The following is a 24,355-nucleotide window of genomic DNA, read 5'->3' on the forward strand; positions in this document are numbered from 1 at the left end:
AGTCAAGCGGAAAGCAGGGTTTTTACGGTATCGCTTAACCAATATTGACGTCGTGCTGTTCGGCGATTCGTCGCCCGTCTCACTTTGGTACAGCGCCGAACATCTGCGCCTGTTCGAGAAAAGGCCGCTTATCAATATTTTGGCTGAACCCCGGGTGGGGCTTCGTGGTTAATCCTCGCCGGCGAGCTGGGTCATCACCATTTTGCCGTTGCGCACGCTGAATCCCATCCGCCCCTCGACCAGCGCCAAGGCGTCCTTGCCGAACACGTCGTAGCGCCAGCCGTCGAGCATCTGCAGGTCCTTGCGGACCCCGGCGGCGAGCAGTTCGAGATCGTCGGACCGCGCGATCAGCCGCGGCGCGACGTCGGAGTCGCGCGAGCGCACCTTGAGCAGCAGCTTGAGCAGGTCGGCAACCAGCGCGCCGTCCTTGCCGAGCCCCGGCTTGCGGTCCTCGCGCGGCGGCAGTTCATCGTCGGTGAACGGCACCGCATCGCGGATCGCGGCCATCAGACGCGCACCGATATCGTTGCTCGCCCAGCTCGGCGACAGGCCGCGCACCCGCGACAGGTCGCTCTGCTCGCGGGGCGGGTGGCTCGCCATGTCGGCGATCGTTTCGTCCTTGGCGATGCGCCCGCGTGGAATATTCTTGTTGCGAGCCTCGCGCTCGCGCCACGCCGAGATCGCCTTGAGGCGGCCGAGCACCTCGGGCTTGCGGCTCGGCAGCCGGATCCGCGTCCAGGCGAGTTCGGGCAGGTTGGCATAGCTCGCCGGATCGCCGAGCCGGTCCATCTCGGTGTCGAGCCAGGCGCCGCGGCCGGTCTTGCGCAGCTTTTCGAGCATCCGCGGGAAGAGTTCGGCGAGATGGGTGACGTCGCCGATCGCATAGTCGATCTGGCGCTTGTCGAGCGGCCGCCGGCCCCAGTCGGTGAAGCGCGCGCCCTTGTCGAGCTTGATGCCGAGCATCGTCTCGACCAGGTTCGAATAGCCGATCTGCTCGCCCAGCCCCATCGCCATCGCCGCGACCTGGGTGTCGAACAGCGGATGCGGCGTCTTGCCGGTCAGATTGTGGACGATCTCGAGATCCTGCCCGCCGGCGTGGAACACCTTGAGCACGTCCTCATTGTTGACCATCAGCTCGAGCAGCGGGGTCATGTCGAGGTCGCGCGCCTTCGGATCGATCGCCGCCGCCTCTTCGGTGCTGGCGATCTGGATCAGGCACAGGTCCGGCCAATAGGTGTTCTCGCGCATGAACTCGGTATCGACCGTCACGAACGGGCATTGCGCGAGCCTGGTGCAAAGATTGGCGAGGGTGGCGCTGTCGGTAATCAACGGATGAATGTGCATGGATAGCTCTTAGCCCCGTCACAGCGCTTGACAAGCACTGCGCGCCCGCGCGAAGCGCTCCCCCCTCAAAATCACCGAAAGTCTGAACCGTCATGCACGCCTATCGTACGCACCACTGCGCCCAGCTTCGCGCCCAGGAAGTCGGCCAGAAGGTCCGCCTTTCGGGCTGGGTCCACCGGAAGCGCGACCATGGCAACCTGCTGTTCGTCGATCTGCGCGACCATCATGGCATCACCCAGATCGTCACCGACAGCGACGCGCCCGCGTTCAAGCTGCTCGAGCGGCTGCGCGTCGAGTCGGTCGTCACCATCACCGGCGACGTCGTCGCCCGCGCCCCCGACGCGCTGAACCCGAATCTCGCGACCGGCGAGATCGAGGTGCGCGCCCGCGAGGTCGAGATCCAGTCGGCGGCGCAGGAATTGCCGCTGCCGGTCGCCGGCGAGGCCGACTATCCCGAGGATATCCGCCTGCGCTACCGCTTCCTCGATCTGCGCCGCGAGCGGATCCATGCGAACATCGTCCTGCGCTCGAACGTCATCGCCTCGATCCGCCAGCGGATGATCGGCCAGGGCTTCACCGAATATCAGACCCCGATCCTGACCGCCTCGTCGCCCGAGGGCGCGCGCGACTATCTGGTGCCCAGCCGGGTCCATCCGGGCAAGTTCTACGCGCTGCCGCAGGCGCCGCAGATGTTCAAGCAGCTGCTGATGGTCGCCGGCTTCGACCGCTATTTCCAGATCGCACCCTGCTTCCGCGACGAGGACGCCCGCGCCGATCGCTCGCCCGGCGAATTCTACCAGCTCGATTTCGAGATGAGCTTCGTCACCCAGGAGGATGTGTTCGCGGCGATCGAGCCGGTGCTCCACGGTGTGTTCGAGGAATTCGCGAACGGCAAGGCGGTCACCCCGGCGCCGTTCCCGCGTATCGCCTATCGCGATGCGATGCTGCGCTATGGTTCGGACAAGCCCGACCTGCGCAACCCGATCGAGATCACCGACGTGTCCGACCAGTTCACCGGCAGCGGCTTCGGCCTGTTCGCGCGGATGGTCGAGGGCGGCAATGTCGTCCGCGCGATCCCGGCGCCGGGCGCGGGCGCCCGCAGCCGCAAATTCTTCGACGACATGAACGAATGGGCGCGCGCCCAGGGCTATGCCGGCCTCGGCTATATCAACATCAAGGATGGCGAGCCGGGTGGCCCGATCGCCAAGAATCATGGCGAGGAAGCGACCGCCAAGCTGATCGAGTCGCTCGGCCTCGGTCCGAACGACGGCGTGTTCTTCGCCGCGGGTAAGCCGGGCCAGGCGGCCAAGCTCGCCGGCATCGCCCGCACCCGCATCGGCGAGGAACTCGGCCTGATCGAACAGGGCGTGTTCAAATTCTGCTGGGTCGTCGATTTCCCGATGTACGAATATGACGAGGACACCAAGCGGGTCGACTTCAGCCACAACCCCTTCTCGATGCCGCAGGGCGAGCTCGAGGCGCTCGAGACGATGGATCCGCTCGATATCCTCGCCTATCAGTACGACATCGTCTGCAACGGCGTCGAACTGTCGTCGGGGGCGATCCGGAACCACAAGCTCGAGGTGATGTACAAGGCGTTCGAGATCGCCGGCTACACCAAGGAGCAGGTCGAGGAGAATTTCGCGGGCATGATCAATGCCTTCAAATATGGCGCCCCGCCGCATGGCGGCTCGGCACCGGGCATCGACCGGATCGTCATGCTGCTTGCCGACGAACCGAACATCCGCGAGGTCGTGCTGTTCCCGATGAACCAGAAGGCCGAGGACCTGATGATGGGCGCGCCGTCCCCCGTCAGCCTCAAGCAGTTGCGTGAGCTCAACATCCGGGTGGTCGAACCCCAGAAGAACAGCTGACCGACGACGAACCGATGAATGGCCGTCCCGAAAGGGGACGGCCATTTACCTTTAACGGCGCTTTAACCCTGCGCCTTCGGGCCGATATGCGGCCGAAGGCGTAATGTTCAGGTGCTGCGTATGACGATCGATCTCGGCGACTATGAAGAGGGTGCGTCCTTCGACGGCGACTATGACAAGGCGCTCGCCGCGGTGCAGGAGCGCCTGTCGCACCTCCAGGTCGCGCACATCGTCGGCGGCCTGCGCAGCATCATCCTGTTCGAGGGCTGGGACGCGGCCGGCAAGGGCGGCGCGATCCAGCGGCTGACCGCCGAATGGGATCCGCGCCATTTCCAGGTCTGGCCGATCCAGGCGCCGACCTTCGAGGAAAAGGGCCGGCACTTCCTCTGGCGCTTCTGGAAGAAGATCCCGGGCCCGGGCCAGATCGCGATATTCGACCGCAGCTGGTATGGCCGCGTCCTCGTCGAGCGGGTCGAGGCCTATGCGAAAGAGGCCGAATGGCGCCGCGCCTATGACGAGATCAACGAATTCGAGGCGCAGCAGCACAGCGAGGGCGTCGTCCTCGTCAAGATCTTCCTCCACGTCACCCAGGCCGAGCAGGACGATCGGCTGCGCGCCCGGCTCGATCATCCGTGGAAGCGCTGGAAGATCACCCGCGACGATTTCCGCAACCGCGCGCGCCGCGCCGATTATCTCGACGCGATGAAGGACATGTTCCGGCAGACCGACACGCGCTGGGCGCCGTGGAAGGTGATCGACGGCAACAACAAGAAGGCGGCGCGGATCGCCGCGCTGACCCATATCGCCGATCGGCTCGAACAGTTCATCCCGCTCGATCCGCCGCCGTTCGACGAGGACTTTCTGCGCTACGCCTATGCCCAGCTCGACGACCCGAAAAAGGCGGATTCTACAGGCTAAAGCGGACTTGCGGATGTGACGGCTTTATTGCAGCATCGCGGCCGGTCGTTGCATAGGAGACCCGGTGAATGACAGGCGGCATCAAGCCGCTGCATTGCCGACCGAGAGGAGAGGAAAGGCTATGAACAAACAGGAGCTTATCGGCACCGTTGCCGATGTCACCGGTCTGACCCGCAATGATGCGGGCAAGGCGGTCGAAGCCGTATTCGATTCGATTTCCGGTGTGCTCCAGCGGGGGGATGAAGTTCGCCTGGTGGGGTTCGGGACATTTTCGGTCAATCAGCGCAAGGCGTCGACGGGCCGCAACCCGCGCACCGGCGAGCCGATGAAGATCGGCGCGTCGAGCCAGCCGAAGTTCAAGCCCGGCAAGAGCCTTAAGGAAGCGGTCAACTGACCGCACGCTAAGGCGGTCGTCCCGGTCCTGTAGCGCGACCTGCGGGTCCGCGCTGTTTTGGGCTGGACAGGCTGGGACGACCGCCTTATCGAGCGCCCGTCGCGGAGATTTCCGCGACAGCCGACAGCGTGGGCGCGTAGCTCAGTGGTAGAGCACTGTGTTCACACCGCAGGGGTCGCTGGTTCAATCCCAGCCGCGCCCACCAGTCGAAAAAGCCTCCCGCCCCCCCGTCGGGAGGCTTTTTTCTTGGATCACCGTAACGGACAGCGACGGCATCAGAAGATCGCCATCAGGCTGCGCTCGTCGGCGGTGGTCTTCGCCTGCAGCCAGGCCACCCCGATCGGCATCCGCCACAGCGCAATCTCGGCCGGGTCGGTGCCCGACGCGCGGCAATAGCAGCGGACATAGAAGGACGCCGCCAGGTGCCGTATCATCCTTAAGGGACGGTAACGCTGCAGCCGTGGGCCGTAGCGGCCATAGCGGATCAGCAATTCGGTGCGGGCGACGTCGGCGGCGGGGGTGCCGGCATGCGCGTTCGACCAGTCGATCACCGCGAGGCCCTTGTCGGTGCTGATCGCATTGCCGGGATGATAGTCGCCATGGCAGAGCTGCGATCCGCGCGGCAGCGCCGCGTTGAGCGCCAGCGCCGCCTCCTTCAGCCGATCGGGCGCGGTCGAGGTCGCGATCCGCGCGTCCAATATATGATGCTGCAGGTGGATCAGCCCCGCGGCGCTGCGCCGGTGCATCTGCGCCTGATAGTCGGCGAGCGCGCGCAGCCCCTGGCGCATCGCCGGCAGGTTGACCCAACTGCGCCGGATTGCCGGGCGGCCGTCGAGCCATTCGAAGATGATCGCCTCGCGCCCGTCGACGGTCTCGAGCGCGAGCGGCCGCGCGACATGGAGTCCTTCCTCCCAGGCGCGGGTCGCGCCATCGATCTCGCGCTGGGCGATGCCGGGCCGGACGTCGTCGCGGAACAGCTTGAGCACCCGGCCGTCGGCGAGCCGATAGACGTCGGCGCTCTCGCCGCTTCCGATCAGCGCGCGGAGTTGGGATTTAACCATAGGCGCGTCCACTCATCGTCCCGAAACAAGCGTAAATGCGACGCAAAGGCAATGTCCGGTTTCGCGGATCGGTTGCGGTTTTCGCACCCGCGCTGTTAAGGCGGCGGCCAACCGAGAATCCTGGAGAGAAACACGCGACCATGAGCGACGGACCCGCCGGCCTGATCCTGTCGATATTGATGCTGGGCGGGCTGCTGCTCGGCGCGGGCGGCTTCTGGCTGATCGCCAAAGGCGGCGATCGCAAGCGCGCGCTGCTGATGCTGGTCGCGTCGGTGGTGATGTTCGCCAATGTGCTGATCTGGGCGCTGCCGACGATCTGACATGGTCCGGAGCGCTGCGGGGCTCAGAGCCTGTTTGAAAAATGCGCGGAAGAGCGCATTTTTGTAGCGGCACCAGCCCGCTCCCCCGCCCGACCTCCCACAGGGTACAATGAATGGGAGGTCGGGCGGGGGAGCGGGCTGGTGCCGCATGCGCCAAAGGCGCATTTCAAACAGGCTCTCAGCCCTTGAGGCGCATGTCCAGATAGCCGTCTACCGACGACATAAGCTGCGGCATTTCCTCGACGAAGAAATGATTCGCGTGCGGAATCGTGTCGTGATGGATCGTGATGTGGCGCTGGGTGCGCAGCTTGTCGACCAGCTTCTGGACCGCGCCCGGGGTCACCACCTCGTCGGCTTCGCCCTGGATGATGATGCCCGACGAAGGGCAGGGGGCCAGGAAGGTGAAGTCGTACATGTTCGCCGGCGGCGCGATCGAGATGAATCCCTTGATCTCGGGGCGGCGCATCAGCAGCTGCATGCCGATCCAGGCGCCGAAGCTGTAGCCGGCGATCCAGGTGGTCTGCGCCTCGGGATGGATCGACTGGACCCAGTCGAGCGCCGACGCGGCGTCGGACAGCTCGCCGATGCCGTTGTCGAACACGCCCTGGCTCTTGCCGACCCCGCGGAAATTGAACCGCAGCGTCGCGAAGCCGCGCCGGACGAAGGTCTGGTAGAGCGCCTGGACGATCCGGTTGTTCATCGTGCCGCCCGACTGCGGGTGCGGATGCAGGATCATGGCGACCGGCGCGCGCGGACGCGGCCCCGGGTTGAAACGGCCTTCGAGGCGGCCTTCGGGGCCGGGGAAAATCACTTCTGGCATCGACATCCTTCTTCGGGATGATGGGTTGTGAGGGCGCGGATGGCGCCGCGTTCGGTCCCCGCCTATATAGGGATGGCGCCCTTTCGCGCAATCAATTGGAGCGACCCTGCGCTTGGAATCGCGTCTCTATCTCGATCATGCCGCGACGACCCCGATCGTCGGTGCCGCGCGCGATGCGATCGTCGACGGTATCGGCCGCTGGGCCAACCCCTCGTCGCCGCACGCCGAGGGGCGCGCCGCGCGCGCCGCGCTCGAGGATGCGCGCCGGCGGATCGCCGCCGCGCTCGGCTGGAACGGCGCGCTGATCCTCACCAGCGGCGCGACCGAAGCGATCGAGATCGTGCTGCGCCGGGCGAAGGCCGGGCGCCGGCTGGTCTCGGCGGTCGAACATGACGCGGTCCGCCGCGCCGCGGTCGACCCGCTGGTCCTGCCGGTCGGGGCCGACGGCCTCGTCGATCCCGAGGCGATTGGCCCAGAGGGCATTGGCGCGATCGCCGGGGGCGGGGACCGTCCGCTGGTCGCGGTCCAGTCGGTCAACAACGAGACCGGGGTCATCCAGCCGCTCGCATCGCTGCTCGACGCGGTCCGTGCCGCCGGTGGGCTGCTGCTCGCCGATTGCGCCCAGTCGGCCGGCAAGCTCGCCTTGCCCGAGGCCGACTTCATCAGCGTGTCGGCGCACAAATTCGGCGGTCCGCCTGGGATCGGCGCGCTGCTCGTCCGCGATCTGGCGACGCTGGAGGCGGGCGGCGGACAGGAACAGGGCTATCGCGGCGGTACCGAAAATCTCCCCGCGGCGCTTGGCTTCGCCGCCGCGCTCGACAGCATCGCACCGTGGATGGAACGGGCCGGGGCGCTGCGCGACCGGCTCGACGCGGCGGTGCGCGCCGGCGGCGGGCAGGTCGTCGCCGATGCCGCCGAACGACTGCCGACGATCGCCAGCTATCGCATGCCCGGGGTCGCCGCGACCGCGCAGCTGATCCGCTTCGACATGGCGGGGATCGCGGTCTCGGCCGGCAGCGCCTGTTCGTCGGGCAGCCTCAAGCCCAGCCATGTCCTCGCCGCGATGGGCTGGGACGAGGGCGCCGCGCGCGAAGTCATCCGGGTCAGCTTCGGCCCGGACACCGGCGAGGCCGATATCGACCGCTTCGCCGCCTTGTGGCGCCGGATCGCCGATGGCGCCCGGATCCGCGCGGCATGATCTATCTCGATTATCAGGCGACCACCCCGCTCGCGCCCGAGGCGCGCGAAGCGATGCTGCCCTTCCTCGACGCGAGCTTCGCCAATCCGCACTCGCCCCACCGCGCGGGCCGCGAGGCGGCGGCGACGGTCGAGGTCGCGCGCGACCGCATCCTCGCCGCGCTCGGCGGGGCCGGACGGCTCGTCTTCACTTCGGGCGCGACCGAGGCCGCCAATATCGCCATCCAAGGCGTCGCCGCGACGACGGCGCGCCGCACGATCGTCCTCGTCGCCACCGAACATGCCTGCGTGCGCGACACCGCGCGGGCGATGGCCGCGCGCGGCTTCCGGGTGATCGAACTGCCGGTCGGGGCCGACGGCCTCGTCGACCTCGCTGCCGCCGCCGCGGCGATCGACGGCGATACCGCGCTGGTCGCGGCGATGCTCGTCAACAACGAGATCGGGGTGGTGCAGCCGGTCGCCATCCTCGCCGAGCTGGCGCACCGCGCGGGCGCACTGTTTTTCTGCGACGCGGTCCAGGGGTTCGGCCGGGTCGATCTGCCGATAGCCGCCTGCGACATGGTCGCGCTGTCGGCGCACAAGATCCACGGTCCCAAGGGGATCGGCGCGCTCTGGCTGCGCGACGGACTCGACCTGCCGGCTTTGGTCCATGGCGGCGGTCAGGAGGGCGGGCTGCGCTCGGGCACGCTCGCGCCGATGCTGTGTGCCGGCTTCGGCGTCGCCGCTCGGCTCGCGGTCGAACGTCGCGATGCGGATGGCGCGCATGTCGGCCGGCTATGGGATCGGCTTGCCGGGCCGCTGACCGGCGATGGCTGGACGATCAACGGCGGCACCGATCGGCGCTACCGCGGCAACCTCAACATCCGCCGCGCCGGGCTCGATGCGAACCGGCTGATCTCGGCCTTGCGCGACATCGCCTTTTCGGCGGGGTCGGCCTGCGCCAGCGGTTCGGGTCGGCCGAGTCATGTCCTCAAGGCGTTGGGCTTGAGCGACGCCGAGGCGCGGTCGAGCATCCGGCTCGGCTTCGGCCGTTACACCAGCGAGGTCGAGGTCGACCGTGCCGCCGCGGCGATTCTCGGCGCTGCCGCCGCCCAAGATGATTTGTCCGGCCGCAAAATCGCGATAGGAGAGTGACATGACCCGGGTCACCTTCATTTCCGCCGATGGCGAGGATCGGCGCGAGGTCGTCGCCGATGCCGGCCAGCGCCTGCTCGAACTCGCACAAATCAACGACCAGCCACTCGAGGGGACGTGCGAGGGGCAGATGGCCTGTTCGACCTGCCATGTGCTCGTCGCGCCCGAGGATTTCGCCAAGCTGCCCCCGGCCACCGACATGGAGGAGGATCTGCTCGACCTCGCCAGCCACGTCACCCGTTACTCGCGGCTCGCCTGCCAGATCGAGCTGACCGATCGCATCGACAGCCTGGTGGTGCGGATGCCCGGCGCGGTCCGCAACATGCAGGGACGATAGGGGGCTGTATTTCTAAATGCGCGGAAGAGCGCATTTAGAAGCGCCGCGAGGCGCCAACAAGCTCTCGCTTGCATCGGCCGGCCCGATCGCCCATATGCGCCGCGGGAGTCGGGCGGACGGTGCCGTCGCCAACCCGGTCAGGTCCGGAAGGAAGCAGCCGCAACGATTTCGTATCGGGTCGTTCCGGCTCCCACCCTCAACTGAAAATCCGCCGATCATTCGCCCTGCCGTGGGGCGCTTGAGCAAATCGATCGAGGCTGCTTCGGCATCTTCGAGATCGCGCATCTGTGCAGGGCGCCGCAATCCTGTCGACGGGTAAGGGGCCAGCGTCTAGGTTGAGAATGATGACCGAATCTGTCCAGCCCTACCGCGTCCTCGCGCGCAAATACCGCCCGCAGACCTTCTCCGAACTGGTCGGGCAGGATGCGATGGTGACCACGCTCGCCAATGCGATTCGCCGCGGCCGGCTGGCGCATGCCTTCCTGCTCACCGGGGTGCGCGGCACCGGCAAGACCTCGACCGCGCGGCTGCTCGCCAAGGCGCTCAACTGCATCGGCCCGGACGGGCAGGGCGGTCCGACGATCGATCCGTGCGGGGTCTGCGAACCATGCCGCGCGATCGCCGAGGGGCGGCATATCGACGTGGTCGAAATGGACGCCGCCAGCCACACCGGCATCGACGACATCCGCGAGATCATCGAGGCGGTGCGCTATGCCTCGGTGTCGGCGCGCTACAAGATCTACATCATCGACGAAGTCCATATGCTGTCGAAGGCGGCGTTCAACGGCCTGCTCAAGACGCTCGAGGAACCGCCCGCCCATGTAAAGTTCCTGTTCGCCACCACCGAGGTGAACAAGGTGCCGATCACCGTGCTGTCGCGCTGCCAGCGCTTCGATCTGCGCCGCATTCCCGCCGACAAGCTGGTGTCGTTGTTCGAGGGTATCCTCACGACCGAACAGGTCGAGGCCGAGCCCGAAGCGCTCGCGCTGATCGCCCGCGCCGCCGAAGGATCGGCGCGCGACGGGCTGTCGATCCTCGACCAGGCGATCGCCCATGGCTCGGGGCTGGTCGAGGCCGCGCAGGTTCGCGACATGCTGGGCCTGAGCGATCGCGGCGCGATCCGCCGGCTGTTCGGCCAGCTCGTCGCCGGCGACGCGCAGGCGGTGCTCGACGGCGTCCGCGGCCAGCATGATCTCGGCGTCGAGCCGGCGGCGCTGCTCCACGGCCTGCTCGAGACCTGCCACGGCGTCACCCGCGCCAAGGTCTCGACCAGCGACGATCCCGCTTTGTCGGCCGAGGAGCGCGAGGCGCTGGCCGAATGGGCTGGCAAGCTCGGCTTCTCGACCCTCCACCGGCTCTGGCAATTGCTGCTCAAGGGCCATGCCGAGGTCCAGTCGGCAGCGCTGCCGATCGAGGCCGCCGAAATGGCGCTGCTGCGAGTCGTCCATGCCAGTTCGCTGCCCGATCCGGGCGATCTGGCGCGCAAGCTGATGTCGGGCGAACTCGCGGTGCCCGGCGGCGGACCCATGCCTTCGCCCGCTCCGGCGGCCGAGGAACAGGCGCCGCTGCTGATGGTGCCGCCGGCGCCGCCCGCACCGCTTGCCGGGCCGTCGCTTCCCACGACCACCGTCGCGGTCCACGACCTGCTCGCCACCCGCCACCCGCTGCTCGCGCAGCAGTTTCACGACTATGTCTCGCTGATCCGGCTCGACGGCACCACGCTCGAAATCGCGCGCCATCCGCGCCTGTCGGACGGCTATGTCTCGGATCTCGGCAACGCCCTCAAGGGGCTGACCGACGAGCGCTGGGATGTGATGTTCGGGGCCGGCGACGGCGAGCCCTCGCTTCTCTCGCTTGAAAAACAGGCCGAACAGGCCGAACGCGAATCGATTCTCAATTCAACGCTGGTCCGCGCCGCCTTCGAGGCCTTCCCCGAAGCCGAACTCAGCGGCTACAGCACGCCCGAACCACGGAGTCTGGCATCATGAAGGATTTGAACGAACTCATCGCCGCCGCGCAGAGCGCCGCACAGACCGTGCAGGCGCAGATGCAGGAGGCCCAGGCCAGCCTCGACAAGATCGAGGTCGAGGGCGTCTCGGGCGGTGGCCTCGTCAAGGTCAAGGCAAGCGCCAAGGGCCGTATCATAGGGATTTCGATCGACGATTCGCTGATGGTCGTCTCCGAAAAGCAGATGCTCGAGGACCTTATCGCCGCCGCGCTCAACGATGCGCGCAAAAAGGCCGACACCGTGTCGAACGACGAGATGGCCAAGATGACCCAGGGCCTCCCGCTCCCCGCCGGCTTCAAGCTGCCCTTCAGCTGAGCCGCTTCTAAAATCCTCCCCATCGCAGATGGGGAGGGGGACCAGCGAAGCTGGTGGAGGGGTGATGCGGAACCCCGATAGGCGCGGTGGCGTCATTGTCGGACAACCCCTCCACCGCTACGCGGTCCCCCTCCCCAAAGCTGCGCTTTAGGGAGGATCTGCATGGCTCAACCGAAAGCGCGAATCCGTCCAGCGGGAGCGTCGGCCCTCAGCGCAATTTGAGGCAGCTATCCAGCCCATAAGCCTGCACCTGCCCGATCCGCCGGGCGATGCGGTCGCCATAGCGGCGGGTGAAGCCGGTCGGCGCGACCGCGCCGCGCTTCTTGGGCAGCGGCAGCACCGCCGCGATCCGCGCCGCTTCGGTGCGGGTCATGCGGCTGGCGTCATGGTTGAAATAGCGGATCGACCCGGCATTGGCGCCATAGGTGCCGATGCCGGTCTCGGCGATGTTCAGATAGACTTCCATGATCCGCCGCTTGGGCCACAGCGTCTCGATCAGCACCGTGAAATAAGCTTCGAGTCCCTTGCGCAGATAGCCGCCGCCTTGGAACAGGAAGGCGTTCTTGGCGGTCTGCTGGCTGATCGTCGATCCGCCGCGGATCTTGCGGTCGCCTTCGATATTGCTCGCGAGCGCCTTCTGGATCGCGGTGAAGTCGAAACCGTGATGGCTGCAGAAATTGCCGTCCTCGGCGGCGATCGCCGCACGCGCCATGTCGGGATCGATCGTGTCGAGGCTCATCCAGTCCTTGGTGATGCCGCGCCCGTCGGTCGCATTGGCGAGCATCGTCGCGGTCACCGGTACCGGTACGAAGCGGTAGAGCAGCACCCAGGCCAGCGACAGCCCGACGAAGATGATGATCGCGCGCCCGACCCAGCGCAGCACGCGCCGTCCGGGGGATGATGTGCCCCGCTTTGCCATTGGCCGTTTGCTACCAGAATCGGGATATAGAGCAAGGATCGCGCGTTGGGCGCTGCAACGACGCAAAAACAGGGACGGAACATGCGAAAAGGGATTGTGGCGGCGCTCGTGCCGATGGTGCTCGCCGGGCTGGCTTCGCCGCTACAGGCTGCGGAGTTGCGCGATTATTGCCCTGATCGTCCGGGGCTCGGCACCCCGGCCTGCATCATCGACCGCGGCCATGCCTCGGTTGAGGTCGGCTTGGCCGACTGGACCCGCGACAGCACGGCCGATGAGCGCGACACCCAGGCGATCTTCGGCGACGTGTTGCTGCGCTATGGGCTGACCGGGACCACCGAGCTTCAAATCGAATGGCAGGGCTATGGCCGCGATGCCGATCTCGACCGGACCACCGGCATCCGCAGCGTCACCCACCGCCCCGGCGACCTGTCGATCGGCCTGCGGCAGAATCTGCGCAACCCCGACGGATCGGGCTTCGCCGTGTCGGTGCAGCCCTCGCTGAGCCTGCCCGTCGGGCGCTCGCCGATCGGCGCCGGCGACTGGGGGGCGGGGCTGCTCGTGCCGATGAGCTATGAGCTCAACGACAGCTTCGCGGTTGAGTTCGTGCCCGAGGTCGACGCCGCGGTCGACGGCGACGGGCATGGGCGGCATCTGGCTTATGGCGCGGTCGCCGGTCTCGCGGCCAAGCTGAGCAAGGCGGTGACGACCACGGTCGAGCTTCAGGAACTGCGCGACCGCGATCCGGCTGGCCATGCGACGATGACGCTGGCGGGCCTGTCGGTCGGTTGGCAGCCGCGCGACAATCTCCAGATCGATATCGGCTCGAACGCCGGCCTCAACCGCAACAGCCCCGATATCGAGCTTTATCTGGGCATTTCGCGGCGGTTCTGAGCTGCCAGCAAGTCTATGAGGTCAACCAGGCTCGGCAGCACGCCGACGCACAGCCTTTCTATGTCCGGGGTCGGGGGAAGGATGTCGGGCACCATGATCGTTGCCATTCCGGCGGCGGCGGCCGATCGCACGCCATTGTATGAATCCTCGATCGCCAGACTATGGGCGGGCCTCGCCCCGAGCAACTGCGCGGCGCGCAGGAAGCTTTCGGGATGCGGCTTGCCGTCGGTCACATCGGTGCGGGTGACGATCGCCCCGAAATAGTCGAGCAGGCCCGCCTGGCCGAGCTGCGTTCTGACGGTAGGACGCGAGGTCGAGGTCGCCAGCCCGATCGGAATGCCGGCGTGGTGGAGAAAGGCCAGCAGCTCGCGGGCACCCGGACGCAACGGAACGCCATTGGCCAGCGCCTCGGCGAAGCGGACGTCGCGGCAGGCATGATAGGCGGCGATGTCGAATCCGTTGCCGAAATAGTCGACCAGCCGGGCGTCGTTCGCCTCGCGCGGCAAACCGATCATGCCGACGAACAGTGCTTCGGTCAGGACATGCCCCTGTTCGGCACAGGCTTCGCCGATAACGATCCGGCTGAGACTCTCGGTATCGAGCAGGGTGCCGTCCATGTCGAAGATAACGGCGTCGAGCGGGGCTGGTATCATGCGAGCCCCATGCAAAAAGAGGAGCGCGGTGGCAACCGCGCTCCCCATATTCTTGGCTTCACCGGAGCGATCAGAATGCCGGCAGCAGCCTTTTCTCGCCGGCGATGCGCATCATCGCCTTTTGCAGCTTGTCGAACGCGCGAACCTCGATCTGACGCACCCGCTCGCGGCTGACGCCATAGACCTGGCTCAGTTCCTCGAGCGTCTTGGGCTCGTCGACCAGCCGGCGCTCGACCAGGATATGCTTCTCGCGGTCGTTGAGCGCGTCGAGCGCCTCCTCGAGCATGTTGTGACGCACGCTCTTCTCTTCGGCCTCCGCGAGGCGCTCGTCCTGGAGCGGGTCGTTGTCGACCAGCCAATCTTGCCACTGGCCGTCACCATCCTCGCGCATCGAGACGTTGAGCGACGTATCGCCGCCCATCGACATACGACGGTTCATGTTGGTGACTTCGGTCTCGCTGACGCCCAGATCGGTCGCGATCTTCTTCAGATCCTCGGGCTTCAGGTCGCCGTCCTCGAACGCGTCGAGCTTCGACTTCATGCGCCGCAGGTTGAAGAACAGCTTCTTCTGGGCGGCGGTGGTGCCCATCTTCACCAGGCTCCACGAACGCAGGATATATTCCTGGATCGAGGCCTTGATCCACCACATCGCGTAGGTCGCCAGACGGAAACCGCGATCGGGCTCGAATTTCTTCACGCCCTGCATCAGGCCGATATTGCCCTCGGAAATCAGCTCGCTCGCCGGCAGGCCGTAGCCGCGATACCCCATCGCGATCTTCGACACGAGCCGCAGATGCGAGGTGACGAGACGGCTCGCCGCCTCGGTATCGCCATGCTCCTGGAAGCGCTTGGCGAGCATATATTCCTCTTCCGCCGTGAGCAGCGGAAACTTGCGGATCTCGGCCAGATAGCGGTTGAGACTCTGCTCCCCGCCCAGTGCGGGGATCGTCGCTGGGACGTTCTTTCCGCTTGCCATGATCTTCACCTTCTCCCTTCGTGACACCCCAACCATAGCGGTGTCGGAACCTTCGATCGATCGGGATAATCACCCTATGTGACTCGGCCCGTACCGATCTGTAACATTCTATATCAGCAATTCCCTGAACAGTCGCTGCATATCCTCGGGAATTTCACTATCGAAGCATAAAGCCTCGCTTGTCACGGGGTGGATGAACCCCAGCGTCGCCGCATGAAGCGCCTGCCGCTTGAAATTCAAACGGTTGAGCACCTCGCGGTGTTCCGGCCGAATCTTGCCGCCATAGACGGGGTCGCCGAGCAGCGAATGGCCGAGCGACGCCATATGCACCCGGACCTGGTGGGTGCGTCCGGTTTCGAGCCGGCATTCGACCAGCGCCGCGCGGTCGAGTCGCTGTACCGTCGAATAATGGGTCACCGCGCGCTTGCCGCGGCCGTCGCCGACGATCGCGATCTTCTTGCGGTTGGTCGTCGACCGGGCGAGCGGGGCGTCGACGGTGCCCGCGGCCGGCATCGGCGTTCCGGTGACGATCGCCCGGTAGCGCCGGTCGATGCTGTGCTTGGCGAACTGCGCGGCCAGCCCGACATGCGCCGGATCGGTCTTGGCGGCGATCATCAGCCCCGACGTGTCCTTGTCGATGCGGTGGACGATCCCGGGCCGTTCGACCCCGCCGATTCCCGACAGGCTGCCGCGGCAATGGTGGAGCAGCGCATTGACCAGCGTGCCGTCGAAATTGCCGGCCGCCGGGTGCACGACCAGCCCGGCGGGCTTGTCGATCACGATCAGATGCTCGTCCTCATAGACGATGACGAGCGGGATATCCTGCGCCTCGTTATGCGCCGGGGTCGGATCGGGGACGATCACGTCATAGGTCGCGCCGGGCACCACCTTGCGCGCGGGGTCGCGGACCAGGTCGCCATTCGCCGCGCTGACCTGGCCCGACGAGATCAGCGCCTTGAGACGTTCGCGCGACAGGGTGGGCAGGGCGACCGCGAGCGCGCGATCGAGGCGCCATCCGGTGGCGTCGTTCGGCATGATCGCACGTAAAGTCGATTTCCCCCCGGGCATCGCCTAAGGATGTGGCGATGACATGGGCGATATCAAGGGCGGATCTCGACGAAATATTGCGGCTGGCGGCGCGCGATCCGGTGCACGAGATCTGCGGCCTGCTGGTCGGTCGTGACGGTGTCGTCGAACGGGTGCTGCCCTGCCGCAACGTCGCCGTCGACACCGCGTCGGCGTTCGAGATCGATCCCGCCGCGCTGTTCGCCGCGCATCGTGCGGCGCGGGCGGACGGGGCGGCGATATTGGGCCATTATCATTCGCATCCCAATGGTCTGGCGCGGCCGTCGGCTCGCGATGCCGCGGCGGCGGAGCCCGGCAGCCTGTGGATCATCGTCGCGGGCGAAGCTGTCGGTTGCTGGCGGGCGGTTCCGGGAGGTGCCGTCGAGGGCATGTTCGAACCGGTCGGGTTGATCGTTCGGTAACCATCTGTTCAGGCTTGGAACCTAGTCTGGCGGCTGAAATGTTCCCGAATCGCCCGGCTTGCTTAACCGCTCGCCAGTCGTCACAAGGGCGCCTTTCGCGACGAGCCCAAGTAAGGATGAACCGGATATGGCGAGCAGGACGGCCGATTTCGCAAGTTTGCTCTGCTCGCGTCTGTGCCACGATCTGCTTTCCCCCGTGGGCGCGCTCAACAACGGTATCGAACTGCTCGCCGACGAGACCGATCCCGAAATGCGCGCGCGCTGCATGGAACTGCTCGCCGACAGTGCCCGCGCTTCGGCCAACAAGCTCAAATTCTTCCGCCTCGCTTTCGGCGCCGCCGGCGGCTTCGGCGAACTGGTCGACACCCGCGAGGCGCGCGGCGCGATCGAAGGGCTCCATGGCGAGAACGGTCGCACCAAGATCGGCTGGATGGTGTCCGATGCGGCGCTGCCCAAAAATGCGATCAAGGTGCTGCTCAACCTGGCGCTGATCGCCGGCGACGCGCTGGTGCGCGGCGGCCAGCTCGACATCGGCGCTGAAGGCGGGGAGATCGTGATCCGCGCCGAGGGCCCGCGCCTGATCCTCGACGCCGAACTGCGCAACGCGCTGCAGGGCGAAACCGATGAAGCTCAGCTCTCGCCCCGCGCCGCGGCGGCCTGGCTGGTGCATCTGCTGGTCGAGGAAGAGGGCGGGACCATCCAGATCTCCGAGCCCGAGCCCGGGGTCCTGCTGTGCGGCGTGAAGCTGCCGTATTAGTTTGGTCCCTCAGACGCCGGGCGGTCAGCATCCGCTGACCTTGGCTTCGCGCCAATAAGGCGCGGCGGCCGTTCGGCCTTGCGGGCCACTGCGCGACCCGTTCCACCTTTCCCTCTCATCGTCTGGGCGAGACATGGAAGGGGAGCGGGATAACGGACCCGCAGGGTCCGCAAGGCCGAACGGCCGCCCGAGCTTATTGCGAGGAAGCCAAGGGAGGCGGATGCCGACCGCCCGGCGTCTGAGGGCGCCCAAGCGTAGCGCGGGCTTAAAACAAACAACCTGCGCCCGGCGAAGCCGGGCTTAACAAAGACACCGCTAACCGCTTGTTTACCAACCATGGTGCATCACCGGCCCGATATTCTTCTCGGGAAGGCTTGGATGGACGATCTGCTCGGCGAATTCATCGCGGAAACTCGCGAAACGCTGGAGGCATTGGCAGGTGAGATCGTCGCGTGGGAAGCCACTCCCGACGATCGCTCCAGGCTCGATGCGATCTTTCGCTTCGTCCACACCGTCAAGGGAAGCTGCGGTTTCCTCGACCTGCCGCGGCTCGAGCGGCTCAGCCACGCCGCCGAGGATGTGCTCGCCGATGTCCGCGCCGGACGGCGTCAGGCCGATGCCTGTCTCGTCACCGCGGTGCTCGGCATCATCGACCGGATCGGCGAGGTCGCCAACGCGATCGAGACCGGTCAGCTCATAGCCGACGACGGCGACGCTGCGCTGATCGCGGCGCTGGCGCCGGTCGAGGACGGTGCGGCCGAACAGCCCGTGGCAGCCGCCGACACCCGCCCGGCGATGATCTCGCGCACCGTCTCGCGCAGCATCCGCCTGCCGGTCGACCTGCTCGACCGGATGATGGCCGGGGTCTCCGACATGGTGCTCGCCCGCAACGAACTGTCGCGCAAGATGCGCGACGAGGGGGTCGGGTCGGTGATCGAGGTCGCGTTCGAGCGGCTTTCGCAGTGCATCGGCGAGATGCGCGATTCGATCACCCGCACCCGCATGGCCCGGGTCGAGCATCTGTTCACCGCGCTGCCGCGCATGGTGCGCGACGTCTCCGCCGAACTCGGCAAGCAGGTCAGCCTCCAGATCGACGGCGGCGACGTCGAGCTCGATCGCGAGATGATCGAGATGATCCGCGATCCGCTGACCCATATCGTCCGCAACGCGATCGACCATGGCATCGAGCGGCCCGAGGACCGGATCCTCGCCGGCAAGCCGCTGGCAGGCCGGCTCCATGTCTCGGCGCGCCAGGTCGGCAATCATATCCTGATCGAGGTGATCGACGACGGCCGCGGCATCGATGCCGACCGGCTGGTCCAGAAGGCGCTCGGCATCGGCCTGATCGGCGAGGAGCGTGCCGCCTCGATGTCGACCGAGCGCAAGCTGCAGCTCATCTTCGAACCCGGCCTGTCGACCGCGAACGCGGTCACCGCGATCTCGGGACGCGGCGTCGGCATGGACGTCGTGCGCGCCAATGTCGAACGGATCGGCGGCGCGGTCGAGATCGAGAGCAAGCCGGGGCAGGGGCTCCACCTCACCCTGCGCGTGCCGCTCACCCTCACCATCATCCCCGCACTGACCGTCAGCTGCGGCGGCCAGCAATTCGCGATCCCGCGCTCGGCGATCGACGAGATCGTCCGCGTCGGCGGCGAGGCGGTGCGGATGGGCACGCTCGGCGGTGCATCGGTGGTCTTCATCCGCGGCACCCGCCTGCCGGTGGTCGCGCTGGCCGGGGTGATCGGCCTCGAGCAGGCCGGCGACCGGCCGACCCTGGTCGTTCTCAAGCTTTCGGGCGGCAATCGCTACGCACTCGCTGTCGAGGCGGTCCATGATCATGAGGAACTGGTGGTCAAGCCGGCGGCGCCGGTGGTGATGGCCGCGGGCATCTATGGCGGCACCACCTTGCCCGACAACAGCCGGCCGATGCTGCTGCTCGATATCGCCGCGATCGCCGAAAAGGCGGGCGTCGACTGGAAGCAGAGCAGCCGTGAGGCCGCCGAGGATGTCGAGGACAAGATCGTCCACGCCGCCGATCCGGTGCTGCTGTTCCGCGATCTCGACGGCGTCGAACGCGGCGTGCCGCTGGCGCTGGTCGAACGCATCGAGGACATGTTCGCCTCGTCGATCAGCGAGACCGCCGGCCGCACCCGCCTGTCGCACGAAGGCCGGCTGATCCCGCTGGTCACCTGCGGCCTGCCGGTGATCGGCGAGCGGCTGCGGGTGCTGCGCATGCATGACGGCTCGCAGGAACTCGCTTATGCGATCGACAGCGTGATCGACATCATGCCGATCGAGATCGATCTCCAGCATGCGACCCGGCCCGGTCTGGTCGCCGGGGTGATGCTGGTCGAGGATCGCCCGGTCGAATTCATCGACAGTTTCTGGCTGTTCGCCCAGGCCTGCGACACGCGGCCCGATACGATGATGCGCCCGGTCTGCCTGCTCGCCGAGGACGATCCCTGGACTCGCCAGGTGCTGGCGCCGCTGGTCCAGGCGGCGGGCTACGACATCGCCTTCGCCGGCGACGAGGACGCGTCGAGCGCCCAGGTCGTGATCCTGTCCGACGGCCATGGCGGGCCGGTGCCCGCCGATCGCCCGGTGGTGCGCCTCCGGGTTTCCGCCGACGATCGCGGTGCCTCGCCCGACAGCCTGTGGCGCTATGACCGCGCCGCGCTCACCGCCGAGCTCAAGCGGCACTGGAACAAGAGGAGTGCGGCATGATGCGCGACCTGTATCTGACCGTCGACATGGCCGGCGAGAAGGCCGCGCTGCCCGCCCATTATGTCGAATCGGTGATCGAGATCGACGATGTCGCTCCGGTGCCCTGTGCCGCGCCGCACGTCCTCGGCCTGTTCGCGCTGCGCAGCCGGGTGCTGACGGTGATCGACAGCAATGCCGCGCTCGGGGTCGGCCGCCATCGCCGCCACGACACGATGCAGGCGGTGATCGTCACCGTCGACGAGCATCTCTACGGATTGCTGGTCGACCAGGTCGACGACGTCGTCGCGATCGAGGGCGCGGCGATGCCGCCCCGCGCGTTGCTGACCCCCGGTTGGGCGCAGATGACCGAAGGGGTGCTCGAGCATGACGGCGCGCCGCTGCTGCTGCTCGACGTGCCCGCGCTGATCAATGGCCCCCGACACGGGGATAGCAGCCTCGCCGCCTGATAGGCGGCGGTCCAGGCCCCATTAACGCGACACTTACATCTCGGCGTTATGCCTTCGGGCAGTCGCATTGGAAATAGACGGGAACTTCCATGAAAACCTGCCTGGTGGTCGATGACTCGAAGGTGATCCGCAAGGTCGCCCGCCACATTCTCGAAGGGTTGAAATTCAACGTCGACGAGGCCGGCGACGGCAAGGAAGCGCTCGACCGCTGCCATGCGTCGCTGCCCGACGTGATCCTGCTCGACTGGAACATGCCGGTGATGAGCGGCATCGAATTTTTGCGCGCGCTGGGCCAGTCCGACATCGTCGAGCGGCCCAAGGTCGTGTTCTGCACCACCGAGAACGACGTCGCCCATATCCGCGCCGCGATCGAGGCCGGGGCCGACGAATATGTGATGAAGCCGTTCGATCGCGAGACGATCGAAAGCAAGCTGCAGATCGTCGGCGTCGCCTGAACGATGCCGAACGGGCCGGCATATGGCGGCGCGAGGGCCGAGCGGGCGGGCGATCCGACGTCGCCGCCGCGGCCGATCCGCGTGCTGCTGGTCGACGACTCGCTCGTCGCCCGGACCGTGCTCGCACGCCTGCTCGAGGCCAATGACGCGTTCGAGGTCGCCGGCTCGCTGCCGACCGCCGACCAGGCGATCGCCTTTCTCGGCCACGAACAGGCCGATATCATCGTCCTCGACGTCGAGATGCCGGGCAAGGACGGGCTGACCGCGCTGCCCGAGATATTGGCCGCGGCGCGCGGCGCGCGGGTCATCATCGTGTCGTCCTCGGCCGAAGCCGGTGCTTCGGCGACGGTGCGGGCGCTTACCCTCGGTGCCGCCGACACGTTGCTCAAGCCGACCGCGGGCAATTTCGCGGGCGAATTCGCCCGCCAGTTCATCGATCGACTGCTGCGGCTCGGCCATGCCGCGATCGGTCGCGTGGGTGCCGAGACCTCGCGCGGCATCTGCGAGACGATCCGCCGGAGCGACAGCCCGCCCGCCGTCATCGCGCTGCGCCCGGTCGCCGGCGGCCCGATCGGCTGCCTCGCGCTCGGTGCCTCGACCGGTGGCCTGCACGCACTGTCGGGCTTTCTGCGCCGGTTGAGCACCAGCTTCACCGCGCCGATCCTGATCACCCAGCATCTGCCGCCGGTGTTCATGCCCTATTTCGCCGCCCAGCTGCGCGACATCGCCAACCGGCCGACCCGGGTCGCGACCGACGGAACCCCGCTGGTGCCCGGCGGGATGCTGGTGGCGCCCGGCGAAGGCCATATCCGGCTGGTCCGCCAGGGCGCCCATGTCCGGGTGAAGCTCGACAGCCTTCCCGCGTCCAGCCGCTGCATGCCGTCGGTCGATCCGATGTTCGAGGCGATCGCCGAGGTTTTCGGCGCGGCCGGGTGCGGGGTCGTCCTCACCGGCATGGGCCGCGACGGCACGATCGGCGCGCGCGCGCTCGCCGCGGCCGATGGCGAGGTTCTCGCCCAGGATGCCGGCACCTCGGTGGTGTGGGGCATGCCCGGTTCGGTCGCGCGCGAGGGGCTGGCATCGGCGGTGCTGTCGCCCGAGCTGCTCGCCGAACGTGTGAATCAAAGGGGATCCGCCGCATGGAACTGACTCCGCGCGCCCAGCGCGTGCTGCCGCCGATGTTCGAGGCGGTGACCGGGCAGCAGATCAGCGAAGAGCGGTTGTGGCGGGTCGGCACGATGCTGGGCCCGATCTGCAAGGCGCGCGGAATCGCGTCGCTCGACGAACTGACCGCGCGCCTGCACGGCGACCAGGCGCTGGTCGGCGCCGTGATCGACGCGCTGCTCAACAACGAGACCTCCTTCTTCCGCGACGCCTCGGCCTTCCGGGTGATCGGCTCCGAACTGCTGCCGCGCCTCGCCGAGGCGCGCGCGAAGGAAAAGCGGCTGAGGATCTGGTCGGCGGCCTGTTCGACGGGCCAGGAGGTCTGGTCGCTGGCGATGCTGTTCGCGGAGAATGCCGCCCGCTGGGAAGGCTGGACGATCGACCTCCTCGGCACCGATCTGTCGCGCAGCGCGATCGAGAAGGCGCGCGACGGGCTCTACACCCAGTTCGAGGTGCAGCGCGGCCTGCCGATCCGCCAGCTGATGACCTTCTTCGACCAGGTGCTCGACGAGGGATGGCGGGTCCGTACCCCGATCCCCGGGATCCGGGTCAGCTTCACCCGCCACAATCTGATCGGCCCCGCGCCGGTCGGCGGGCCCTATGACCTGATCCTGTGCCGCAACGCGCTGCTCTATTTCTCGGCCGAACGGCGCCGCGAGGTGCTCGACCGGCTGCGCAAGGCGATCGCCCCCGACGGCGCGCTGATGCTCGGCGCGGGCGAGACCCCGACCGGCATCTGCGAATGTTTCGAGGTCGATCCCAACATGCTGACGATCTATCGGCCGGTGACCTGCCAGTCGCTCGCCGCGTAATACCGGCGGTCGAAACGCCTCAACCCGTTCGTGTCGAGCGTAGTCGAGACACCTCGCGGTGGTGGATCGTGCCTTCGGCACGCGCGACTGCGCTCGAGACGAACGGTTGGGTTTAGGGTGGGGGCCGCATGCGCTCCAAACATCCGCCTGAGGCTTCCGTGCCGCCACCGGCAGCGCTAAGGAAGGGCGATGAGCGAGATCATCGACTGTCCGTCACCCAATCATGACGAGCGCAAGCTGCCGATCTCGATCCTCGTCCTCCATTATACCGGGATGCAGGACGGGCCGTCGGCGATCGAGCGGCTGACTGACGCCGAGGCCAAGGTCTCGAGCCATTATGTCGTCGCCGAGGACGGCCAGGTCCTGCGCCTCGTGCCCGAGGAACGGCGCGCCTGGCATGCCGGAAAATCCTTCTGGCGCGGCGTCACCGACGTCAATTCGGCGAGCATCGGCATCGAGATCGTCAATCCCGGCCATGAGTTCGGCTATCGGCCGTTCCCGCGCGCGCAGATGGACAATCTGGTGCCGCTGATCGCCGAGATCGTGAAGCGCTACGACATCGCGCCCGCCAATGTCGTCGGCCATTCGGACATCGCGCCGAAGCGCAAGCAGGATCCGGGCGAGCTGTTCGACTGGGAACTGCTGGGCCGGCTCGGCCTGGCGCTGCCACGCCCGCGCACCAAGCTCGCCGATCCGCACTGGACCCCGGGCGGCTTCCTGCTCGCGCTCGACCGCTTCGGTTATGACGTCAGCGACGGCCCCGCCGCGGTCACCGCCTTCCAGCGCCGCTTCCGGCCGGAAAATCTCGACGGCATCGCCGACGGCGAATGCCGCGCGATCCTCCTCAGTCTTCTCCTCGATCGCGAAAACGGTCTCAGCCGTTAGTAGGCCGTAGACTCATAAAAGCAGCCTGACGGCTTCCGCCCACTTGCGGACATTCGACTTTGCCATAAAATACCGCGTCAACCACGTAGGGTGCTCGTATGCGACGGCTTGAACGAGATGCGCCGCTTCCAACTGAAATGCAGGGCCGGTGGAGGGACGCAGAAGACGCTACCTCAAAATTGATCATCGATGGGGGGCAGGTAACCTGCTTCGGACAGTCTGTCGCTTATGACTATAAGCTGATTGGCAGCGACGATGACGCTCTTACCGTCAGCCTCAAAATCCTCCATGAAGCGAACGAGGACGCTTTTCAGCGCACCAACATCACGGAATTAGTCATCACACCCGAAGGTGATTTGCACGCGTATAACGTCAAATTCGCAAGCCAGTTTGAGCGAGACGAAGCCTAGCGAACGGCGCTTAACCACCCCGAGCTGACATAAGACAATAGGCGTAACCGCTTT

Annotated in this window: 26 protein-coding genes, 1 tRNA gene and 1 other RNA gene; 21 read left to right on the forward strand and 7 right to left on the reverse strand. The window is 66.8% G+C overall.

Going from position 1 to position 24,355, the window contains the following annotated elements:
• Positions 1 to 168: 168 nt before the first annotated feature.
• Entirely contained in the window at positions 169 to 1,344 is a 1,176-nt protein-coding gene (rnd, locus tag AC1RM6_RS04625; protein ID WP_493098539.1) for a ribonuclease D, read from the reverse strand.
• Positions 1,345 to 1,436: 92 nt separating this feature from the next.
• Between rnd and aspS the strand changes: the two genes are divergently transcribed.
• The 4 genes from aspS (at position 1,437) to AC1RM6_RS04645 (ending at position 4,735) form a co-directional block, all read left to right on the forward strand.
• Positions 1,437 to 3,218: an aspartate--tRNA ligase gene (gene aspS / locus AC1RM6_RS04630; protein WP_493098541.1), complete on the forward strand. Its 1,782-nt coding sequence runs from the start codon at positions 1,437 to 1,439 to the stop codon at positions 3,216 to 3,218.
• 120 nt (positions 3,219 to 3,338) lie between these two features.
• Positions 3,339 to 4,136: a polyphosphate kinase 2 family protein gene (locus AC1RM6_RS04635; protein ID WP_493098543.1), complete on the forward strand. Its 798-nt coding sequence runs from the start codon at positions 3,339 to 3,341 to the stop codon at positions 4,134 to 4,136.
• 94 nt (positions 4,137 to 4,230) lie between these two features.
• Positions 4,231 to 4,530 carry an HU family DNA-binding protein gene (locus AC1RM6_RS04640; RefSeq protein WP_493099540.1) on the forward strand — a complete coding sequence of 100 codons (300 nt, stop codon included), beginning with the start codon at positions 4,231 to 4,233 and terminating at the stop codon, positions 4,528 to 4,530.
• Between the two features lie 130 nt (positions 4,531 to 4,660).
• Positions 4,661 to 4,735 (forward strand) — tRNA-Val (locus AC1RM6_RS04645).
• Between the two features lie 70 nt (positions 4,736 to 4,805).
• On the opposite strand, the gene AC1RM6_RS04650 is transcribed toward AC1RM6_RS04645, so the two are convergent.
• Positions 4,806 to 5,591, reverse strand: a complete 786-nt coding sequence (locus AC1RM6_RS04650) for a phosphotransferase family protein (RefSeq protein WP_493098545.1) — start codon at positions 5,589 to 5,591, stop codon at positions 4,806 to 4,808.
• Between the two features lie 140 nt (positions 5,592 to 5,731).
• Between AC1RM6_RS04650 and AC1RM6_RS04655 the strand changes: the two genes are divergently transcribed.
• Positions 5,732 to 5,911 carry a hypothetical protein gene (locus AC1RM6_RS04655; protein ID WP_493098547.1) on the forward strand — a complete coding sequence of 60 codons (180 nt, stop codon included), beginning with the start codon at positions 5,732 to 5,734 and terminating at the stop codon, positions 5,909 to 5,911.
• Between the two features lie 178 nt (positions 5,912 to 6,089).
• Here the strand turns inward: AC1RM6_RS04655 and AC1RM6_RS04660 are convergent, their stop codons facing one another.
• A complete protein-coding gene (locus AC1RM6_RS04660) occupies positions 6,090 to 6,731 on the reverse strand; it encodes an alpha/beta hydrolase (protein WP_493098549.1) in 642 nt (213 codons plus the stop codon).
• 112 nt (positions 6,732 to 6,843) lie between these two features.
• Here AC1RM6_RS04660 and AC1RM6_RS04665 point away from each other — a divergent pair, with 112 nt between their 5' ends.
• From AC1RM6_RS04665 to AC1RM6_RS04690, 6 genes are all read left to right on the forward strand, one after another.
• On the forward strand, positions 6,844 to 7,929 hold the full coding sequence (locus AC1RM6_RS04665) for a cysteine desulfurase family protein (RefSeq protein WP_493098551.1): 1,086 nt from the start codon (positions 6,844 to 6,846) through the stop codon (positions 7,927 to 7,929).
• Positions 7,926 to 9,062 carry a cysteine desulfurase family protein gene (locus AC1RM6_RS04670; RefSeq protein ID WP_493098552.1) on the forward strand — a complete coding sequence of 379 codons (1,137 nt, stop codon included), beginning with the start codon at positions 7,926 to 7,928 and terminating at the stop codon, positions 9,060 to 9,062. The genes AC1RM6_RS04665 and AC1RM6_RS04670 overlap by 4 nt, the downstream gene beginning before the upstream one ends.
• 1 nt (position 9,063) lies before the next feature.
• A complete protein-coding gene (locus AC1RM6_RS04675) occupies positions 9,064 to 9,399 on the forward strand; it encodes a 2Fe-2S iron-sulfur cluster-binding protein (RefSeq protein ID WP_493098554.1) in 336 nt (111 codons plus the stop codon).
• Positions 9,400 to 9,499: 100 nt separating this feature from the next.
• An RNA gene (gene ffs, locus AC1RM6_RS04680) (signal recognition particle sRNA small type) lies at positions 9,500 to 9,597 on the forward strand.
• Between the two features lie 146 nt (positions 9,598 to 9,743).
• Positions 9,744 to 11,387 carry a DNA polymerase III subunit gamma/tau gene (locus AC1RM6_RS04685; RefSeq protein WP_493098556.1) on the forward strand — a complete coding sequence of 548 codons (1,644 nt, stop codon included), beginning with the start codon at positions 9,744 to 9,746 and terminating at the stop codon, positions 11,385 to 11,387.
• Complete coding sequence (locus AC1RM6_RS04690; RefSeq protein ID WP_493098558.1) at positions 11,384 to 11,722, forward strand: YbaB/EbfC family nucleoid-associated protein; 339 nt, start codon at positions 11,384 to 11,386, stop codon at positions 11,720 to 11,722. Before AC1RM6_RS04685 ends, AC1RM6_RS04690 begins: the two co-directional genes overlap by 4 nt.
• A 208-nt stretch (positions 11,723 to 11,930) precedes the next feature.
• Here the strand turns inward: AC1RM6_RS04690 and mtgA are convergent, their stop codons facing one another.
• Positions 11,931 to 12,641, reverse strand: a complete 711-nt coding sequence (mtgA, locus tag AC1RM6_RS04695) for a monofunctional biosynthetic peptidoglycan transglycosylase (protein WP_493098560.1) — start codon at positions 12,639 to 12,641, stop codon at positions 11,931 to 11,933.
• A gap of 81 nt (positions 12,642 to 12,722) precedes the next feature.
• Here mtgA and AC1RM6_RS04700 point away from each other — a divergent pair, with 81 nt between their 5' ends.
• Positions 12,723 to 13,532, forward strand: coding sequence for a transporter (locus tag AC1RM6_RS04700; protein WP_493098562.1), 810 nt, complete (start codon positions 12,723 to 12,725; stop codon positions 13,530 to 13,532).
• Here the strand turns inward: AC1RM6_RS04700 and AC1RM6_RS04705 are convergent.
• The 3 genes from AC1RM6_RS04705 to AC1RM6_RS04715 form a co-directional block, all read right to left on the reverse strand.
• Positions 13,505 to 14,185, reverse strand: coding sequence for an HAD family hydrolase (locus AC1RM6_RS04705; protein ID WP_493098564.1), 681 nt, complete (start codon positions 14,183 to 14,185; stop codon positions 13,505 to 13,507). The two genes, AC1RM6_RS04700 and AC1RM6_RS04705, sit on opposite strands and share 28 nt — an antisense overlap.
• 70 nt (positions 14,186 to 14,255) lie before the next feature.
• The gene (gene rpoH, locus AC1RM6_RS04710) at positions 14,256 to 15,161 is read right to left on the reverse strand and encodes an RNA polymerase sigma factor RpoH (RefSeq protein ID WP_493098566.1); all 906 of its coding nucleotides are present in this window, start codon (positions 15,159 to 15,161) and stop codon (positions 14,256 to 14,258) included.
• A 108-nt stretch (positions 15,162 to 15,269) separates the two neighbouring features.
• Complete coding sequence (locus tag AC1RM6_RS04715; protein WP_493098568.1) at positions 15,270 to 16,229, reverse strand: RluA family pseudouridine synthase; 960 nt, start codon at positions 16,227 to 16,229, stop codon at positions 15,270 to 15,272.
• A 17-nt stretch (positions 16,230 to 16,246) separates the two neighbouring features.
• Here AC1RM6_RS04715 and AC1RM6_RS04720 point away from each other — a divergent pair, with 17 nt between their 5' ends.
• The 9 genes from AC1RM6_RS04720 (at position 16,247) to AC1RM6_RS04760 (ending at position 24,301) form a co-directional block, all read left to right on the forward strand.
• Entirely contained in the window at positions 16,247 to 16,648 is a 402-nt protein-coding gene (locus AC1RM6_RS04720; RefSeq protein WP_493098569.1) for a M67 family metallopeptidase, read from the forward strand.
• Between the two features lie 127 nt (positions 16,649 to 16,775).
• A complete protein-coding gene (locus tag AC1RM6_RS04725) occupies positions 16,776 to 17,405 on the forward strand; it encodes a histidine phosphotransferase family protein (RefSeq protein WP_493098571.1) in 630 nt (209 codons plus the stop codon).
• A gap of 378 nt (positions 17,406 to 17,783) precedes the next feature.
• Positions 17,784 to 20,129 carry a chemotaxis protein CheA gene (locus AC1RM6_RS04730; RefSeq protein ID WP_493098573.1) on the forward strand — a complete coding sequence of 782 codons (2,346 nt, stop codon included), beginning with the start codon at positions 17,784 to 17,786 and terminating at the stop codon, positions 20,127 to 20,129.
• Positions 20,126 to 20,575 carry a chemotaxis protein CheW gene (locus AC1RM6_RS04735; RefSeq protein ID WP_493098575.1) on the forward strand — a complete coding sequence of 150 codons (450 nt, stop codon included), beginning with the start codon at positions 20,126 to 20,128 and terminating at the stop codon, positions 20,573 to 20,575. Before AC1RM6_RS04730 ends, AC1RM6_RS04735 begins: the two co-directional genes overlap by 4 nt.
• A gap of 89 nt (positions 20,576 to 20,664) precedes the next feature.
• The gene (locus AC1RM6_RS04740) at positions 20,665 to 21,030 is read left to right on the forward strand and encodes a response regulator (protein WP_493098577.1); all 366 of its coding nucleotides are present in this window, start codon (positions 20,665 to 20,667) and stop codon (positions 21,028 to 21,030) included.
• 3 nt (positions 21,031 to 21,033) lie between these two features.
• A complete protein-coding gene (cheB, locus tag AC1RM6_RS04745; RefSeq protein WP_493098579.1) occupies positions 21,034 to 22,179 on the forward strand; it encodes a chemotaxis-specific protein-glutamate methyltransferase CheB in 1,146 nt (381 codons plus the stop codon).
• On the forward strand, positions 22,170 to 23,006 hold the full coding sequence (locus AC1RM6_RS04750) for a CheR family methyltransferase (RefSeq protein ID WP_493098581.1): 837 nt from the start codon (positions 22,170 to 22,172) through the stop codon (positions 23,004 to 23,006). The genes cheB and AC1RM6_RS04750 overlap by 10 nt, the downstream gene beginning before the upstream one ends.
• A gap of 189 nt (positions 23,007 to 23,195) precedes the next feature.
• A complete protein-coding gene (locus tag AC1RM6_RS04755; protein ID WP_493098583.1) occupies positions 23,196 to 23,891 on the forward strand; it encodes an N-acetylmuramoyl-L-alanine amidase in 696 nt (231 codons plus the stop codon).
• A 98-nt stretch (positions 23,892 to 23,989) separates the two neighbouring features.
• Positions 23,990 to 24,301, forward strand: coding sequence for a hypothetical protein (locus AC1RM6_RS04760; RefSeq protein WP_493098585.1), 312 nt, complete (start codon positions 23,990 to 23,992; stop codon positions 24,299 to 24,301).
• Positions 24,302 to 24,355: the final 54 nt, after the last annotated feature.

This window comes from Rhizorhabdus sp. GW822-FHT03C02, from assembly GCF_058801765.1.

What these genes read in the sequence shown, in the direction of transcription:
- rnd (WP_493098539.1), bottom strand. Translation starts at nt 1,344, where the DNA reads ATGCACATTCATCCGTTGATTACCGACAGCGCCACCCTCGCCAATCTT.
- aspS (WP_493098541.1), top strand. Translation starts at nt 1,437, where the DNA reads ATGCACGCCTATCGTACGCACCACTGCGCCCAGCTTCGCGCCCAGGAA.
- AC1RM6_RS04635 (WP_493098543.1), top strand. Translation starts at nt 3,339, where the DNA reads ATGACGATCGATCTCGGCGACTATGAAGAGGGTGCGTCCTTCGACGGC.
- AC1RM6_RS04650 (WP_493098545.1), bottom strand. Translation starts at nt 5,591, where the DNA reads ATGGTTAAATCCCAACTCCGCGCGCTGATCGGAAGCGGCGAGAGCGCC.
- AC1RM6_RS04655 (WP_493098547.1), top strand. Translation starts at nt 5,732, where the DNA reads ATGAGCGACGGACCCGCCGGCCTGATCCTGTCGATATTGATGCTGGGC.
- AC1RM6_RS04660 (WP_493098549.1), bottom strand. Translation starts at nt 6,731, where the DNA reads ATGCCAGAAGTGATTTTCCCCGGCCCCGAAGGCCGCCTCGAAGGCCGT.
- AC1RM6_RS04670 (WP_493098552.1), top strand. Translation starts at nt 7,926, where the DNA reads ATGATCTATCTCGATTATCAGGCGACCACCCCGCTCGCGCCCGAGGCG.
- AC1RM6_RS04675 (WP_493098554.1), top strand. Translation starts at nt 9,064, where the DNA reads ATGACCCGGGTCACCTTCATTTCCGCCGATGGCGAGGATCGGCGCGAG.
- AC1RM6_RS04685 (WP_493098556.1), top strand. Translation starts at nt 9,744, where the DNA reads ATGACCGAATCTGTCCAGCCCTACCGCGTCCTCGCGCGCAAATACCGC.
- AC1RM6_RS04690 (WP_493098558.1), top strand. Translation starts at nt 11,384, where the DNA reads ATGAAGGATTTGAACGAACTCATCGCCGCCGCGCAGAGCGCCGCACAG.
- mtgA (WP_493098560.1), bottom strand. Translation starts at nt 12,641, where the DNA reads ATGGCAAAGCGGGGCACATCATCCCCCGGACGGCGCGTGCTGCGCTGG.
- AC1RM6_RS04700 (WP_493098562.1), top strand. Translation starts at nt 12,723, where the DNA reads ATGCGAAAAGGGATTGTGGCGGCGCTCGTGCCGATGGTGCTCGCCGGG.
- AC1RM6_RS04705 (WP_493098564.1), bottom strand. Translation starts at nt 14,185, where the DNA reads ATGATACCAGCCCCGCTCGACGCCGTTATCTTCGACATGGACGGCACC.
- rpoH (WP_493098566.1), bottom strand. Translation starts at nt 15,161, where the DNA reads ATGGCAAGCGGAAAGAACGTCCCAGCGACGATCCCCGCACTGGGCGGG.
- AC1RM6_RS04715 (WP_493098568.1), bottom strand. Translation starts at nt 16,229, where the DNA reads ATGCCCGGGGGGAAATCGACTTTACGTGCGATCATGCCGAACGACGCC.
- AC1RM6_RS04720 (WP_493098569.1), top strand. Translation starts at nt 16,247, where the DNA reads ATGACATGGGCGATATCAAGGGCGGATCTCGACGAAATATTGCGGCTG.
- AC1RM6_RS04725 (WP_493098571.1), top strand. Translation starts at nt 16,776, where the DNA reads ATGGCGAGCAGGACGGCCGATTTCGCAAGTTTGCTCTGCTCGCGTCTG.
- AC1RM6_RS04730 (WP_493098573.1), top strand. Translation starts at nt 17,784, where the DNA reads ATGGACGATCTGCTCGGCGAATTCATCGCGGAAACTCGCGAAACGCTG.
- AC1RM6_RS04735 (WP_493098575.1), top strand. Translation starts at nt 20,126, where the DNA reads ATGATGCGCGACCTGTATCTGACCGTCGACATGGCCGGCGAGAAGGCC.
- AC1RM6_RS04740 (WP_493098577.1), top strand. Translation starts at nt 20,665, where the DNA reads ATGAAAACCTGCCTGGTGGTCGATGACTCGAAGGTGATCCGCAAGGTC.
- cheB (WP_493098579.1), top strand. Translation starts at nt 21,034, where the DNA reads ATGCCGAACGGGCCGGCATATGGCGGCGCGAGGGCCGAGCGGGCGGGC.
- AC1RM6_RS04750 (WP_493098581.1), top strand. Translation starts at nt 22,170, where the DNA reads ATGGAACTGACTCCGCGCGCCCAGCGCGTGCTGCCGCCGATGTTCGAG.
- AC1RM6_RS04755 (WP_493098583.1), top strand. Translation starts at nt 23,196, where the DNA reads ATGAGCGAGATCATCGACTGTCCGTCACCCAATCATGACGAGCGCAAG.
- AC1RM6_RS04760 (WP_493098585.1), top strand. Translation starts at nt 23,990, where the DNA reads ATGCGACGGCTTGAACGAGATGCGCCGCTTCCAACTGAAATGCAGGGC.